This is a genomic window from [Chlorobium] sp. 445 (assembly GCA_002763895.1).
GTDB lineage: Bacteria > Bacteroidota > Chlorobiia > Chlorobiales > Thermochlorobacteraceae > Thermochlorobacter.
In genome coordinates, this window is the sequence record NSLH01000003.1 from 13,212 (window position 1) to 28,083 (window position 14,872).

General features: G+C 48.4%; 14 protein-coding genes and 2 pseudogenes. 8 read left to right on the top strand and 8 right to left on the bottom strand.

The window, feature by feature from the left end:
- Positions 1-69: 69 nt before the first annotated feature.
- The 4 genes and pseudogenes from panB to CMR00_01930 all read right to left on the bottom strand — a co-directional run bounded on the left by panB (position 70) and on the right by CMR00_01930 (position 4,080).
- Positions 70-909 (bottom strand): 3-methyl-2-oxobutanoate hydroxymethyltransferase, encoded by an 840-nt coding sequence (gene panB, locus CMR00_01915; GenBank protein ID PIO48870.1) that lies wholly within the window; start codon positions 907-909, stop codon positions 70-72.
- Positions 910-990: 81 nt separating this feature from the next.
- Positions 991-1,260: a 30S ribosomal protein S15 gene (locus tag CMR00_01920; protein PIO48965.1), complete on the bottom strand. Its 270-nt coding sequence runs from the start codon at positions 1,258-1,260 to the stop codon at positions 991-993.
- A gap of 86 nt (positions 1,261-1,346) precedes the next feature.
- Positions 1,347-3,034 (bottom strand): annotated as a pseudogene (locus tag CMR00_01925) (arginine--tRNA ligase).
- Positions 3,031-4,080 (bottom strand): hypothetical protein, encoded by a 1,050-nt coding sequence (locus tag CMR00_01930; GenBank protein PIO48871.1) that lies wholly within the window; start codon positions 4,078-4,080, stop codon positions 3,031-3,033. Before CMR00_01930 ends, CMR00_01925 begins: the two are co-directional and overlap by 4 nt.
- Positions 4,081-4,194: 114 nt before the next feature.
- Between CMR00_01930 and CMR00_01935 the strand changes: the two genes are divergently transcribed.
- The 4 genes from CMR00_01935 (at position 4,195) to CMR00_01950 (ending at position 7,186) form a co-directional block, all read left to right on the top strand.
- On the top strand, positions 4,195-5,454 hold the full coding sequence (locus CMR00_01935; protein ID PIO48872.1) for an MFS transporter: 1,260 nt from the start codon (positions 4,195-4,197) through the stop codon (positions 5,452-5,454).
- The gene (locus CMR00_01940) at positions 5,454-5,693 is read left to right on the top strand and encodes a hypothetical protein (protein PIO48873.1); all 240 of its coding nucleotides are present in this window, start codon (positions 5,454-5,456) and stop codon (positions 5,691-5,693) included. The genes CMR00_01935 and CMR00_01940 overlap by 1 nt, the downstream gene beginning before the upstream one ends.
- The gene (locus CMR00_01945) at positions 5,659-6,501 is read left to right on the top strand and encodes a xanthine dehydrogenase (protein PIO48874.1); all 843 of its coding nucleotides are present in this window, start codon (positions 5,659-5,661) and stop codon (positions 6,499-6,501) included. The genes CMR00_01940 and CMR00_01945 overlap by 35 nt, the downstream gene beginning before the upstream one ends.
- 88 nt (positions 6,502-6,589) lie before the next feature.
- Entirely contained in the window at positions 6,590-7,186 is a 597-nt protein-coding gene (locus CMR00_01950) for a 4-diphosphocytidyl-2C-methyl-D-erythritol synthase (GenBank protein PIO48875.1), read from the top strand.
- 22 nt (positions 7,187-7,208) lie between these two features.
- On the opposite strand, the gene CMR00_01955 is transcribed toward CMR00_01950, so the two are convergent.
- Together CMR00_01955 and CMR00_01960 are read right to left on the bottom strand one after the other, a co-directional pair.
- Positions 7,209-8,036 (bottom strand): hypothetical protein, encoded by an 828-nt coding sequence (locus CMR00_01955; protein ID PIO48876.1) that lies wholly within the window; start codon positions 8,034-8,036, stop codon positions 7,209-7,211.
- Entirely contained in the window at positions 8,033-9,328 is a 1,296-nt protein-coding gene (locus tag CMR00_01960) for a hypothetical protein (GenBank protein ID PIO48877.1), read from the bottom strand. The genes CMR00_01955 and CMR00_01960 overlap by 4 nt, the downstream gene beginning before the upstream one ends.
- A 59-nt stretch (positions 9,329-9,387) precedes the next feature.
- Between CMR00_01960 and CMR00_01965 the strand changes: the two genes are divergently transcribed.
- The 4 genes and pseudogenes from CMR00_01965 to CMR00_01980 all read left to right on the top strand — a co-directional run bounded on the left by CMR00_01965 (position 9,388) and on the right by CMR00_01980 (position 13,292).
- Complete coding sequence (locus CMR00_01965; GenBank protein PIO48878.1) at positions 9,388-9,705, top strand: hypothetical protein; 318 nt, start codon at positions 9,388-9,390, stop codon at positions 9,703-9,705.
- Positions 9,706-9,708: 3 nt separating this feature from the next.
- Complete coding sequence (locus tag CMR00_01970) at positions 9,709-10,386, top strand: N-(5'-phosphoribosyl)anthranilate isomerase (protein PIO48879.1); 678 nt, start codon at positions 9,709-9,711, stop codon at positions 10,384-10,386.
- Between the two features lie 38 nt (positions 10,387-10,424).
- Positions 10,425-11,649 (top strand): annotated as a pseudogene (locus CMR00_01975) (aspartate aminotransferase).
- A 140-nt stretch (positions 11,650-11,789) separates the two neighbouring features.
- On the top strand, positions 11,790-13,292 hold the full coding sequence (locus CMR00_01980; GenBank protein ID PIO48880.1) for an amino acid transporter: 1,503 nt from the start codon (positions 11,790-11,792) through the stop codon (positions 13,290-13,292).
- A 69-nt stretch (positions 13,293-13,361) separates the two neighbouring features.
- Here the strand turns inward: CMR00_01980 and CMR00_01985 are convergent, their stop codons facing one another.
- Entirely contained in the window at positions 13,362-14,336 is a 975-nt protein-coding gene (locus tag CMR00_01985) for a hypothetical protein (protein ID PIO48881.1), read from the bottom strand.
- Positions 14,333-14,872: a hypothetical protein gene (locus CMR00_01990; GenBank protein ID PIO48882.1), complete on the bottom strand. Its 540-nt coding sequence runs from the start codon at positions 14,870-14,872 to the stop codon at positions 14,333-14,335. The genes CMR00_01985 and CMR00_01990 overlap by 4 nt, the downstream gene beginning before the upstream one ends.

Here is a 14,872-nt window from a genome sequence, read left to right on the forward strand (position 1 = left end):
AACAGATTGGGTTTGGTTTGTTTGGTCTTGATTTGAGGTCTTTGATTGCAAAGCAAAGGTCAGACGCTGTCAGTAACTTTCATCTTGGCTTGGAAAATCGCCTTGACGCACGTCGTTGATGTAATTTTTGACGGCGGCGCTGATGATTTCTTCCAAATTCGCGTAGCGACGCACAAATCTTGGATGAAATTGTGTGTTAAGCCCAAGCATATCATTGACGACAAGCACCTGTCCATCGCAGGCTGCTCCTGCACCAATGCCGATTGTTGGCACAGAGATTTTCTTCGTTACTTTGGCAGCAAGCGCGCTCGGAATTTTCTCCAGCACCAGACTGAAGACTCCCGCGCGCTCCAAATGTTCGGCGTCTTCTATCAATTGTTCCGCTTCGGCTTGATCCTGCGCGCGAACTTTGTAAGTGCCGAATTTATAAATGGACTGCGGCGTAAGACCTAAATGCCCCATCACAGGAATACCTGCATCAACAATGCGCTTGACCGCATCGAGAATAGTTTTGCCGCCTTCGAGTTTAACGGCATGGCAGCCCGTTTCTTTCATAATTCGACCCGCATTTCTAAGCGCCTCTTCAGAGGAGAGTTGATAGGACATAAACGGCATATCAGCAACAATCATGGCGCGGCGTGTTGCAGCATGAACACCACGCACAACGGCTTTAACATGATAAATCATTTCATCGACCGTGATGGGCAAAGTGGTTTCATTGCCCGAAAAAACATTGCTAGCAGAATCCCCGACGAGCACGATGTCAATGCCTGCAAGATCCAACAGGCGTGCAGTCGTAAAATCATAGGCTGTAAGCACAGCAATTTTTTCGCCACGTTTTTTCATTTCCACGACTGAACGAGTGGTCACTTGGCGCGTTACGGTTTTACTATCTAACTGTGTCGACATAACTCAAAAAGCCTGTTAGAATAGACGAAAAAACCCTGCGCAGCGGCAGGGCTTGCAAGCATAAGCCGCGCTTACGCAGTGTTACTTACGAATATCAAGATCGGTGATAAGTTTGCGGTAGCGCATAATGTCGGTTTTCTGTAAATAACTCAGCAAGCGCTTACGCTTACCGACCAGCTTAAGCAACCCGTAGCGCGAGTGATTGTCTTTGACATGCGTCTTAAGATGCTCGGTAAGCTGGTTAATATGCTCGGTGAGCAGCGCAACCTGCACTTCGGTCGACCCTGTATTTTGCGCAGAACCGCCAAAACGCGCAATAAGCTCAGCTTTTTTCTCTTTTGTTAGAGGCATGATAAAAAAGTCGTTACAAGGTTTGGAAAATTGAGCGCAGAATATAAACGTTTTTTGCATTGCAGCAAAAGCAGAAAAGAGAGGCTTCACATCCGCTCAGGTGCAGTAATCCCCAAAATCTTAAAGCCATTCTTCAGAACCTGCCGCGTTGCCAGTGAAAGATAAAGGCGCGACTTCATTACAGGCTCCGCTTCACCAACAATTCGACACTCCACATAAAACTTGTGAAATGCCGTGGCAACGTCGTTGAGGTAAGTGATAAGTTTTTGTGGCTCTAACTGTGCCACTGCAAGGTCAACAGCTTCGGGGAAACGCATCAGAGTTTTAGCTAAATCAAGTTCTTCCTTGAGTGAAAGATGTTGAAGCATGTCGTATTCAGATGCCTTCGGCTCAAAGCCGCTGGTCTCTGCGGCAACACGCAAAATGCCACAAATACGCGCATGCGCATACTGCAAGTAAAACACGGGATTATCGCTCGATTGCTTCTTGGCAAGATCTAAGTCAAAATTCAGGTGTGTGTCCTTCGAGCGCATAATAAAGAAAAAGCGTGTGGCATCGGCACCAACTTCATCAATAAGATCATCGAGCAGCTCAGCATTGCCTTTGCGCGTCGACATCTTAACGACTTCGCCGTTGACAACTGTCGTAACAAACTGGTGAATAGCAACTCTGACAATACTGGTGTCGTAGCCTAATGCACTTAAAGCGCGCAATACATCGGGATATTCGTCAATGTGGTCGGCACCGAAGACATCGACAATCAAATCAAATCCGCGATCAAATTTGGTAATGTGATAAGCAATGTCAGGTAAGCGGTAAGTCGGCTCCCCATTGGATTTGACGAGAACAGTATCGACAGGCACTTCTTCTTTTGTCTCTTTGCTGACCACTTTCTTACCCAGCAGCGAGGTCTTGAACCAGATTGCGCCATCTTTGTGCTCTATCAAACCACGCTTGCGCAGTTCTTCAAGAACGCGGTCGTTAGCATTTGGCGCATCGCATTCACGACGGTAGAGCTCGAGTTCATTAAAAAATGAGTCATGCACGATGCCTAAACGACGCAACGTGGTCTTGATGGAATCAAAAATTTCAGCTTCTGCGAAGTCTTTGAAAAAGTATGGTGAAGCGCTGTCTTTTTTGGAGTCGCCGTATTGGGCATAAATCTTTTCTGCAATATCCTTAATGTAACTGCCTTGATAGTAATCGCTGGGAAAATCAACCCGAACACCACAGCGCTCAAGGTAGCGCAGTCTGACCGACTCGCCTAAGATGCGCATTTGTCGCCCTGCATTGTTGAAGTAGTATTCGCGTGTAACGGTGTAGCCTTGTGCCTCAAGCAAGTTGGCGATGGTGTCGCCAATCACGCCGCCACGACCGCGCCCAACTGTCAGCGGTCCAGTCGGATTGGCGCTCACATATTCAACGATGGCTTTTTTGCCTGCACCGATTTCAGAGCAGCCGTAGCGTTCGCCTTGTAGCAAGATGTTCTGAACCGATTTAACGACAAATGGCTTGGCGAAATAAAAATTGATGAAGCCTGCGCCGGCAACTTCAGTGCGCTCGACTGTATCGGTGCTAAAAGGCAGTTTGCTGACAATGTCAGATGCAATTTGGCGCGGATTTTTTTGAGCTCTTTTGCTAGCACCATAGCAATGTTGGTGGAGGCATCGCCGAAGCGCTCATCAGCAGGTTTTTCTATAAGAATCTCACGAGACGGTGCCGCACCAAGTTCTAGCAGCGCCGATTGAATACCTGAGACAAGAAGTTCTTTCATTGATTTGAAATTTTAAAACTCACGGCAAGTTCAAGTGTCTGCTGCAATTGCAGTTGTTTGCTGATATTTTCTTGATAGAGCAAAACAAGTGTTAAGCGTGTATCTAGAAAGTTATTGAACTTTAGGAAAACTGTCAGTTTCTCACTGACTTCCAGTGCGCCCAAACGCGCAAATGGAGCAAAGAGTTGCGTTTGCGTCCGAAAGGTTACACTCTTAAAGACTTCAACCAGCCATATGGCAAAGAACTCAACGCCAGCGCGGATGTTGATGCGCTCAATTTCGGGAGTTGTGCGGTCGTCAGCAAAATTCGGGAAACGACTCGTAAAAATCTCGCGTGCGGCAAGACCCAAAGAAATACGCAAAGAATCTGACATAGCAAATGCTAAGCCTAAACTCTGGACACTGTAAGCGGGATCGAAAAATGCAGAAATCTGCGGTGCAGAGGGTTGAGAAAAATCAATTCCGTCTGCAAACTGTGTGCGCAGCGAAGCAGAAAATTGTGGCGAAAGCCAAGCCCCAATGTGGTACTTGAGAAAGGTCGTGATGTCCAAAATATCATTGGTCTTTCGAAAAGAGCCTTCTATCAAGGTTTGACCAAATTCACCCAAAAAGCGTGTTTCCCATAGCCATACTCCTTCTCGGTATCGCAGCAGCACATTTAAGCCGCTCGACCACGCTACAGCATTCACGCCGCCGCCGACCCAATTGCTAAAAGTTGCCTGCACAATTGAAAGATTTGGACGAATCTCATAGAGAAATGCAGGCGGCGGAGAAGCACGCACAAAGCGCTGGCGCACCTCTATAGTCTGAACAACAGCTGTCGTATCCCCGCTTTGTGTCGTATCGGATTGGATGATGCGTGTCTCTTTGCTGATTTCGCGCAGAAGTTGTGCTTGCGCAAGCGGCAGGTGCAAGTTCAAGCTCAAGAAAAAAAGAGTAAGACGAGTGGGCACAGAGAGCATAGCGTTGAAGTGCTGCAGTAGTGGAATAAGAAACTTGCATGCAATCTTGCTCGACCCAAAGTCCGCTTGCCATGACGCACCCACATCATGAGCCTAAAAGAAGCAGAAAGATACAAATCTGCACGGAATATTTTCAGAAGGTGTGAATGATGAACAGTAGGGTTAGAATTTCATATTTTTGTGCCTTGATCAAAAATGATGGATAACAAGACACAGACTGACCCCTACGCAGTTTTCAAAATCAAGGATTATCGGTTTTTTCTTGCCGCACGATTTGCTGTGGTGCTAGGCGTACAAGTGCAAGGCGTTGCTGTAGGCTGGCAAGTCTATGAACTGACCAAAGACCCGCTGTCGTTAGGGTTGGTTGGGTTATCCGAAGCCATACCAGCGCTGTCAGTTGCACTGTATGCTGGCTATGTCGTCGACCGCACAAATCGTAAAACCTTACTGATGCTATCGCTCGTGGCGCTGCTGTGCTGTGCGCTGGCGTTGCTGGGTTTTGCCTACTTGTCAAGCGTAACAGAGACATTTGGCGCACTGGCGATTTATGCGGTAGTGTTTCTGTCAGGACTTGCGCGTGGCTTTTTAAGTCCAGCCATGTTTTCCTTAGCTGCACAAATTGTGCCACGCACACTCTACGCCAACATGGCATCTTGGAACAGTGCATCGTTTGAGACTGCCTCAATTTTAGGACCAGCCTTAGGTGGATTGATGTATGGCGCTCTGGGCGCACAGGGTGCCTATGCCCTCGATGTGGTATTGATGGCACTGTCAATTCTCGCCTTAGCTGGCGTGCTTTCACCACCGACGCCCACACCAAAAGAAGATGAATCAATCTTAGAAAACATTCTGGCAGGTGTGCGCTTTATTTTCAAAAACCAAGTGATTTTAGGAGCACTTTCGCTGGATATGTTTGCGGTCCTATTTGGCGGCGCTGTGGCGCTGCTGCCGGTCTATGCCTCCGAAATCTTGAACGTAGGTCCCGAAGGACTCGGTGTGCTGCGCGCTGCACCGTCTGTGGGTGCTGTGCTGACCGCCCTGCTGGTGGCACATCGACCGTTCGGTAAAAATGCAGGTAAAGTGTTGCTCTTGAGCGTAGCAGGGTTCGGACTGTGCATCATTGGCTTTGGACTTTCAACAAATTTTTATCTTTCTCTCATGATGCTGGCTGCAAGCGGAATGTTTGACAGCGTCAGCGTGATTATTCGCTCAACAATTTTGCAAATGATGACACCCGACGACATGCGTGGGCGCGTCTCAGCTGTCAATACGATGTTTATTGGCTCTTCAAACGAAATTGGAGCATTTGAATCGGGTGTCGCAGCCAAACTCTTAGGCACAGTGCCCTCCGTCGTCTTTGGTGGCAGCATCACCTTGCTGGTTGTGCTCATCGTGATGGGGCTTGCACCAAAATTGCGACAGCTGAGTTTTCTTGAACCTGCTCAAAGCAAGCTCTAATGAAAGAATTAAGCGACATCTTCTCTCTGCTTCAAGCGGCACGCAGCGCAGGCGAGCGATTTGCACTGGCAACGCTGGTCAAAGTGCAAGGCTCATCGTATCGGAGAGTGGGGGCAAAAATGCTTGTAACTGAATCGGGCAAGAGCGTTGGCGCAATCTCTGGCGGCTGCCTCGAGAGCGACGTGCAAAAAATGTTTACTTGCTATGCAAATCAGCGCGTCATTGCTAAGCGTCTATGATGCACTCGATGAAGAGGATATCCAATCTGGCTTCGGGTTAGGGTGCAATGGCGTAATTACCGTGCTGATTGAGCCAAGCACCTTACCGACACTAAACGCACGGCTCGGGCACTATGAAAACTTCCTGCATACACAACAACCGACCACTGTCGCTACAATCTACAGTGCCGAAGGAGTACTAAAATCGCAGATAGGCAAAACACTTTGCTTAACGCAAGCACAAGACCCCATCAGCAACATTGAGCATCACGACTTGGCGCAGGCACTTTGCAGAGAGGCGCAAGAGGCACTGGCGCAGCGATACACAACATGTAAGCAGTATTCTGTTGCGCACGGCGCTGCTGAAGTTTTGATTGAAACGCTTCTGCCCCCAATTCATCTGGTTGTTTTTGGAGCAGGCTACGACGCTGTTCCGCTGGTAAAAATGGCAAAAGAGTTAAGCTGGCGTGTCAGTATAATTGACTACCGCACTTCATGCCTCAGTCGTGAGCGATTTGCATCTGCAGATAGGCTTGTTCTAGCAAAAGCAAATGACCTAGCGACCTTAACACTTGAGCGTGAGTGCACAGCAGCTGTACTGCTCTCACATAATTTTGAATATGATTTGGCAGTGCTGGCAAAACTGCTGCCACTGCAACTGCCCTACCTTGGCATATTAGGACCTAAACGGCGCGCTGAAAAACTGCTCGCTGAACTGCAAAAACGCCAACATGACCATAGCTATCTGCTCGAGAATTTATATGCGCCGGTTGGGTTAGATATTGGTGCAGAACTCCCCGAAGAAATCGCACTTGCAATTTTTAGCTGAAATCAAAGCGGTGATGATGCGCCGCAAAGGTTCGTTCTTGCGAGAGCGAAATGCCCCAATCCACGAGACGCACTGACAAAAAATGAGGATGGGAAAAATCGGCATTGTCATATTAGCAGCAGGTGCATCGAGGCGGTTAGGTGAGCCGAAACAACTGTTGCGTCTCTCGGGCAAGTCGCTCCTACGTCGTACTGCAGAGGAGGCACTTGCCGTCGATGCAGCGTGTGTCATTGTTGTGCTTGGCGCCTATGCTGAAAAAATGATTCCAGAACTTGAAGGGCTGAATGTGCTGATTGCCGAAAATCATGATTGGCAAGAAGGTATGGCGTCATCGATACGAGTGGGAATAGGTGCGCTGCAAAAACAACAAGTTAATGCAGCACTGTTGATGCTGTGCGACCAGCCGTTGATTGGGCGAGAGTTTCTTGAGGAGATGATGGCGGTGTGGCGTAGGTTGAGCGTGCCAGTCGTAGCAGCAGGCTACGGCAATGCAGTGGGTGCTCCTGCACTCTTTGAAAGCGTGCTCTTTGATGACCTCATGAAACTGCGTGGCGAGAGTGGCGCCCGCCAGCTCATTCGTCAGCATCCGTATGAAGTATTGCCATGTCCGGCAGGCTTAGTCGATATTGACACGCCGGAGCATAAAATGGCTGTGGAGGCAATCTTCAAGCTAAAAAGCCAGTGATGAGAGCAAGTCGCGCAGCGTCTTAGATTTCCGCCTCAACTTTTTGCAGCTCATTATCAAAGACGCGGAACATAATTTTGTGCTGTTCATCGGGGCGCTCGTATCCCCAAATCATCGCAAGTTCTTCCATTTCAGTTTCCATGCTAAAGCGTTGCGATTCGCCGAGATAGACTTCGCTGGCGCCCAGCTCTTTTGCTGTGTGCACGATGCTGTAGAACGCATTATAGCCAGGCACAATAATTGGAATAACCGGTTTGCCATACTCTTCAGCAAGGTTCACAACTTCAGTAAAGAGCTTGCGCTCTTCCGAGGTCATTTGCGTGTCGAAGATGGCAATATGATCTTTTTGCATCACGCGCACGGTCATCACAATAATATCGGTGTGGTCGGTGTCTGTTACTTCCAAGCACTTATCGAGATGTTCTAAATTCGTATAGCGTTTGACTGCAACCAGCACGCGTCGAGGTTTCTCTGAGCCGATGGATTCGGGGGTAATTTTAAGACCATTTTCTTGATTGAATTTCTCGAGCTTTTCAATGTCTTCAAGCGAAAGATTTTCGGGTGGGTTTTGAGCGCGACGGGCTTTGGCGCGTCGGTTCAGGCGCTCTGAGATGAAAAAAAGCAGCAGAAAGAACAGTGTGAAGAGTACACCAGAGACGGTGGCGACAGACTTCGTGAAAAGGTTAGCGACAGCCACGGTCAGGAGCACCAGCAGCACAAGCAGAATGCCAACAGGAAATTCCACACTTCCAATTTTAATGTTGAGTGGCACTTTGAACTCGCGTGGACGGCGGTCTTTGAAGCGCAGCGCCAGCATAGCAAACGCATTGAAGACAAAACTCCAAATCACACCGAAAGCGTAGCTTCGCCGAGCACATAGACATTACCATTGCTCAAAATGACTGTGGTAAGTTGAAAAAGGGCAATCATGTTAATCATGCGGTAGCTGGTGCCATAGACAGGATGCGGTCGACGGAACCAGTCAGCCAAGATACCATCTTCGGCGACACGATTGAGTACACCGTTGGCACCGACAAATGAGGTATTGACGGCACTGGAGAGAATCAAAAAGCCGACCACGACCACGAAAGCTTGCAAGCCCAGACGTACCGATTCTGGGGCTTCAACATGCATGGCTAAGCCAGAGAGCAGGTTATCAGCATAGTGAGTAATGCGCACATCGTCGGGGATAATCATCACGGCAAGAAAAGAGAAAATGCCGGTGAAAGTAACACTAAAGATGAGAATGGCAACGGCAGCGCGTTTAAGATTTTGAAGTTTTGGTGCGGCAATTTCACGATAGACTTGCGCCAGTGATTCTTCGCCCGACATTGCCAGCATGGAGTGCCCCAAGGCAAAGATGATGCCGATTGCGCCCAGTGTGCTGCCTGACAGCAGATTTTCGCCAAGTTTGGTGTGTGCAAGAAAGCCTAACGATTCTTCATTGAACGAGATAAGAAACTTTGGCAACTCAAAGCCGCGCACATAGAGCGTAAAAATGCACCAGACCAGCATCACAAGAATCATCACGCCTGTAACTTGGATAATGCGCAGTGCCGCCGTCGAGGATTCAGTAATGCCTTTTTTATTAACCCACCAAAAGTAAGTGATAATTGCAATGGCAAAGGCTTGAGAAGCCGTCCTGACATCAAGCACAGCATCAATGCCGAGCTTGGGTAAGAAACTGTTAATTAAGCCTGTCATGTATTGACCAGCTGAGACCGAGCTAATTGGTCCTGTGAGCACATAGTCGAACATCAAGGCGGAGACAGCGACTTTGGCAATGCCTTCGCCAAGCACATTGCGTACGACGCGATAGACGCCGCCGCGTGTGAAAATTGAGCACGACTCGATATAGACAAGGCGCACAGCAAAGGCAAAGAGCATCACGCCAAAGATGAAATAAGGGGCTGCTTCACCAATAGCGCGCTCGGTAATGCCACCAATGTAGTAAGCCGTCGATGCCAAATCGCCTAAGACGATGGCAGCGGCGCGCCAAAACGAGATAAACGATAGCATCACAGAGGTTACAACCACGACCTTAACGCCGTGTGGAGAAGTTGAAGCAAGCGGTGAAGAAGAAGTGTGAGCGTGATTTGCGGAAGTCGCAAGGTTGCGTTGAGTGCTACTGCTTTGTTCCATATTTTCTCATCATACCGACCTTGCCATGCTGTTCAACCTGCAAGAGATTCGCCACGATTTTGCTGCGGCAAGTCGGTTTGGTTTCAAAAGCTTCAGCGCACAAATATAAAAAAGCCGTTTTGGCGTGCAAAAATCATTTTGTGCATGCCCAAGCTTCGTGCATGCCTAAGTCAAAAGATGCGCAAAATGCGCGTTATGCGTTGATGCTGCGGCAAGAATGCTCGTGCCATGAAAGCAACATGCGATTAGCTGCTTTCTCGATGAGTCTTGCAAAGCCAAGCAAATGCCTTATCTTTTACATAGTTATACATCAAGTCGCAAAACACATATCAACGAAACACAAAGCAAAGGGTTGCAAAGCCAAACCTTGCCTTTGAACAATGAAGGTCAAAATTTGCGGTATCACAAGCTGGGCAGATGCCCGGGTGGCGGTCGCAGCAGGTGCAGACGCCTTAGGCTTTATTTTTTACACGAAAAGTCCAAGGCGAATCTCGGTGCGCGAAGCAAAACGTATTATTCAAAAACTGCCTGTCTTTGTAGAAAAAGTCGGTGTATTTGTCGATAGTCCTTGGCAAGAAATTGAGGAAATCTCGCGCTCTCTGAAACTGACACTGGCACAACTTTCAGGCGAGGGTTTTACTTCTGGCGTGGTCAAGCGTCTATCGGTGCCCACAATGCGTGCGTTTCGTGTACATGAAGCATTCGAGGCCAGTATGGCAATTAACTTTTTGAAGCGTTCGAAGACCACAACGGTATTGCTTGATGCTTACAGCGCTAGACTTTACGGCGGCACAGGTCAATGTATTCAGCTAGAGAGGGCAAAGAGCTTAGTCAAGGATATTTCAGAATTTGGCTATGTGCTGCTTGCAGGCGGGCTGACACCTGAAAATGTAGCAGAAGTCATTTGCAGCGTTCAACCTTATGGCGTCGATGTTGCCAGCGGCGTGGAGAAAGAAGCCGGCAAAAAAGACCCCGACAAAGTGCGCGCGTTTATTGAAAACGCAAAGTCAGCTTGTGCACTTGGAACGAATGGCACACCAGCCAAAGTTTTGCGCTAAATTTCACAGCATTTGACTTTCAACTAAAAACATCAAGAATGAAGCCTGAAACACTGCCTGTCGACCAAGACCGATTTCTGTCAGAGCGCGTGAGACGTGTAGAAGAATCTGCAACGCTGCAAATCACGACGCGCGCCCTCAAAATGAAAGCGGAAGGCAAGGACATTGTGAGCCTATCTGCCGGTGAGCCTGATTTTCCAACGCCGGACTTTGTGTGCCATGCTGCCATAGAGGCAATTCAGAGAGGCTTCACACGATACACCAGCGTGGCGGGTATCCCTGAACTGCGCAAAGCCATTGCAGACAAACTGCAAAGAGAAAATGCTCTGAATTACTCTCCTGAAGAAATTTGTGTCGCTGTAGGTGGCAAGCAAGCCATTATGAACACAATGCTTGCCCTAATTGATAACGGCGATGAAGTGATTATTCCAGCGCCGTATTGGGTAAGTTTCCCGGAGATGGTCAAAATTGCAGACGGTGTGCCTGTAATTGTGCCGACAACACTTGAGCAAGGCTTCAAGATTACGCCTGCGCAATTAGAGGCAGCTCTCACACCCCGAACGAAAAATGTTCATTCTCAATACGCCTTCGAATCCCACAGGCGCGATGTATTCCGAATCAGAAATTCGTGCCTTGATGAGTGTCTTGCAAGAACGCGACATTTTTGTGCTCTCCGACGAAATGTATGAACGGCTCACGTATGGCGAAGTAGAGCACTTTTCACCGGCACGCCTTGAGGCAATGAGAGAAAAAGTAATTGTCAGCAACGCGCTCTCCAAGTCGCATTCAATGACAGGCTGGCGCGTTGGGTATGTGGCTGCGCCGAAGTGGATTATTGATGGCGTTGCCAAACTGCAATCGCAGATGAGCTCACACACGTCTTCGATTTCACAAAAAGCCGCTGTTGCTGCACTGACGGGCGATCAGGCGGTGGTAGCAACCATGCGCGAGGAATTCAAAAAACGGCGTGATTTTGTCTATCGCGAGCTGTCTAAGATCGAAGGTCTTAAAGTAAACTTGCCTCAGGGGGCGTTCTACTTGTTTCCCTCTGTTGCAGGCTTGCTGGGCAAAACAGTCGACGGTGTTGCACTGCACTCTTCTGTAGATGTCGCTGAATTTCTTTTGGAAAAGTACGGGGTCGCTACCGTGCCCGGCGATGCCTTTGGCGCACCGGGCTACCTGCGCCTGTCTTACGCGGCATCAATGACGGAGCTGGAAAAAGCAACGGAGCGCATGCAGAAAGCCTTTGCAAAAGTGGCATAAGTGCAGTCGACCTGTGGCTCTCGTGCTACTCTTTGTATAGCCTGTGATTTTCGCTATAATTCCTGTAAAGCAGTACGCCTAAACAAATCAAGCAGGCACGAAAGAACTTAATTTCGGCAACAAAACAAAAGGAGCAACACGTGGCAAATCCGCTTTTTGCAACGAAATCTATTTCTCAGCTCTTAAAAGATGCAGGTATCGGCGGCGACGGTGAAGTCGTTACACTTAAACGTACGCTCAGTGCAACTAACCTTGTTGCACTCGGTATCGGCGCCATCATCGGTGCGGGGCTGTTTTCGCTGACAGGCCTTGCTGCAGCAAATAATGCAGGTCCAGCCGTTACCATCTCGTTCGTGGTTGGTGCGATTGGCTGTGCCTTTGCAGGGCTGTGCTATGCTGAGTTTGCCTCAATGATTCCTGTTGCAGGCAGCGCTTATACTTATTCCTATGCCACCATGGGGCAGTTTATTGCTTGGATTATTGGCTGGGATTTGGTGCTCGAGTATGCAGTCGGTGCTGCTACAGTCTCTATTAGCTGGTCGCAATACTTGGTCAAACTGCTGGCAAGCTATAACCTTTATTTGCCTGCGCAACTGACGTGCTCCCCGTGGGAAATGGCAAAACAAGCTGATGGAACAATGGTCTCAGGGATATTCAACTTGCCAGCGGTCTTCATTGTGGTCGCAATTTCACTCTTGCTCGTCAAGGGCACAAAAGAATCCGCATTTGTCAATGGTCTTATCGTAATCTTGAAAGTCTCTGTGGTGCTCATCTTTATTGCCTTGGGGTGGGCGTTTATTGACCCTGCCAATCATACGCCTTACATTCCAGAGAACACCACAGATGAGTTTGGACACTTTGGCATTAGCGGCATTTTCCGTGGAGCGGCAGTGGTCTTCTTCGCATTTATCGGCTTCGATGCGGTTTCAACAGCGGCACAAGAAGCTAAAAATCCGCAGCGTGATATGCCCATCGGCATCTTGGGCTCGCTGCTGGTTTGCACAATTCTCTATGTGCTCTTCTCGCATGTGATGACAGGCGTAGCACATTACAGCGAGTTCAAGGGCAGCGCTGCACCAGTCGCAATCGCTATTGCAAAGACCCCATACAGCTGGCTTGGGCAAGCTATCATCATTGCGATTCTTGCTGGCTATTCATCGGTTATTCTCGTGATGCTGCTGGGACAATCGCGTGTGTTTTTTTCAATGTCAAAAGACCGGCTGCTGCCTAAGGTCTTCTCTGAAGTGCATCCAGAATTTCGCACACCCTACAAATCTAACTTGCTCTTCATGCTTTTTGTCAGTCTCTTTGCTGCATTTGTGCCCGTGCAAGTTGTGGGCGAAATGACAAGTATTGGTACACTCTTCGCCTTTATACTCGTCTGTATTGGTGTAATGGTCATGCGCAAAACACAGCCCGATGCACCACGCGCATTTAGAACACCACTTGTGCCACTTGTGCCTATTCTTGGCATTCTGACATGCCTTGCCATGATGATCTCACTGCCAGCCGACACATGGCTGCGTCTGATTATTTGGCTTGTGATTGGGCTAGCCATTTATTTCTTCTATGGCTTGAAAAATAGCCAGACACCAGAGATTGCAACAAACACAAGTCCTGTAACCACAACCACGAACTCTTAGCAAAAGCCTAAAACCTGAATTGGAAAGAAGCCTTCGTGCAAGGTGTGCAAAGATGTCCGTAAGGGACTGCTAAGGTCGCTCGCCAGAGAGAGCCGGTTCGTAGGTCTGCTGCAAGCGTGAAGGATCGACGGTGCGTAAAACTTCAAGTAATTCTTGACGCATTGCAAGTGGTGCGCCCCTAAACACCTCTGCAATCTCAATGGCTTTTGATTCGAAAAATCGGCGTATAAACAGGCTACGCGGAAAGCGCATGTCAATTTCAGCAATAGCTTTAATACAGTTCAAGATGTTTGTGCGCGCAGCATTAGCATCGTAGTAAAATTCATCGAGACCGTTATAGTGATACTCATAGAAGAGCTCTCGCAGCCGAATGAAACGCGCATCAAGAATTTCATCAATCATGACGGCGCGGTTTAGACCGCCATTATCTCCAAACTGCCAGCCACGTGGAAAGGGACCTTGCTCCTGTGCCAGTCGTTTGATGCGCAGAGCTTTTTCGAAATAGGGCGTGCCTGAAAGTTTGCGATAGGTATCAAAATCGTAGCCAATGATAACATTACCGTAAAAATCTAAGAAACTTGCGAGCGGATTGTGCACCAGTTCATTGTGCAAGAGCACACCTTGCTGTTCATTGTAGGAAAATTCTAAAGCACCATCAAGCATACGCAAGGTAGAGGCGGTCAGGGTAGAGCGATAAATCGGGCGTGTAACACCAATAAAGACCTGAGCCGAATACACTGGCGGTGAGGCACCTAAGTTTGCATCCATAAAGACAAATTGAATCTGACACTTGATGCGGTCTTCATCGGTTTCAAACTCCGTGGAGTTCGTCCAGCGATAGTTATTCATGTAGTTGCGCACAGTTTGTGCAAAATTGGCAAGGCGTACACGTGCTTCTGACTGCAAGCGTTCTACATTTAGTGTAACTTCACATTGCAGTTCATAGCCCTGCGCTAAAAGAGAGGATAGAGGTGCAAAAGACAGCACCATAGAAATCATAAGACCACGCAAACGTGTCGACATTGCGCCAAATAAAGACCTCATGGCAGCACAAAGGTCATCGTAAAAGAAATTTTAAGCGCATCACTGACTCGAATCATCAAGAGAGAGGGACGCTCAACCTGGAACTGGGTCAGGCTAACATCCGCGGTGCCCTTCACAATGAGTTTCGAGCCCATGACGTTGTGCTTTGCACAGAAACTAATGTTTTTTGTAACACCGTGAAAGCACAGCTCGCCGCTTACATACAGGTCATCGCCGAAAGTGTCAATAGATGAGCTTTGAAAAGAAACTTCTGGGTAGCGCTGTGCCTCAAGGAGTTCCAGCGCACGTGCATCTCGATCTGAATTGCCGCTGTCAAAGCTCGTAACGTCGGCAACGAAGCGTACGGCTTGAATGGCGGGTGAGTCCTCCGAAAGTTCAATCTCGCAAAGAAACTCTTGTGTTGAGCCAGTTGTCACGTGAAGTGGATGCCATAGCTGATACTTCAAAATGGACTCGCCTTGAACGGCGCACAGCCTACATGCAAAGCGTTGAGAGTGAATCGTATGTGTTAGTGCGAAGGGTTGCTCACTTGGCAT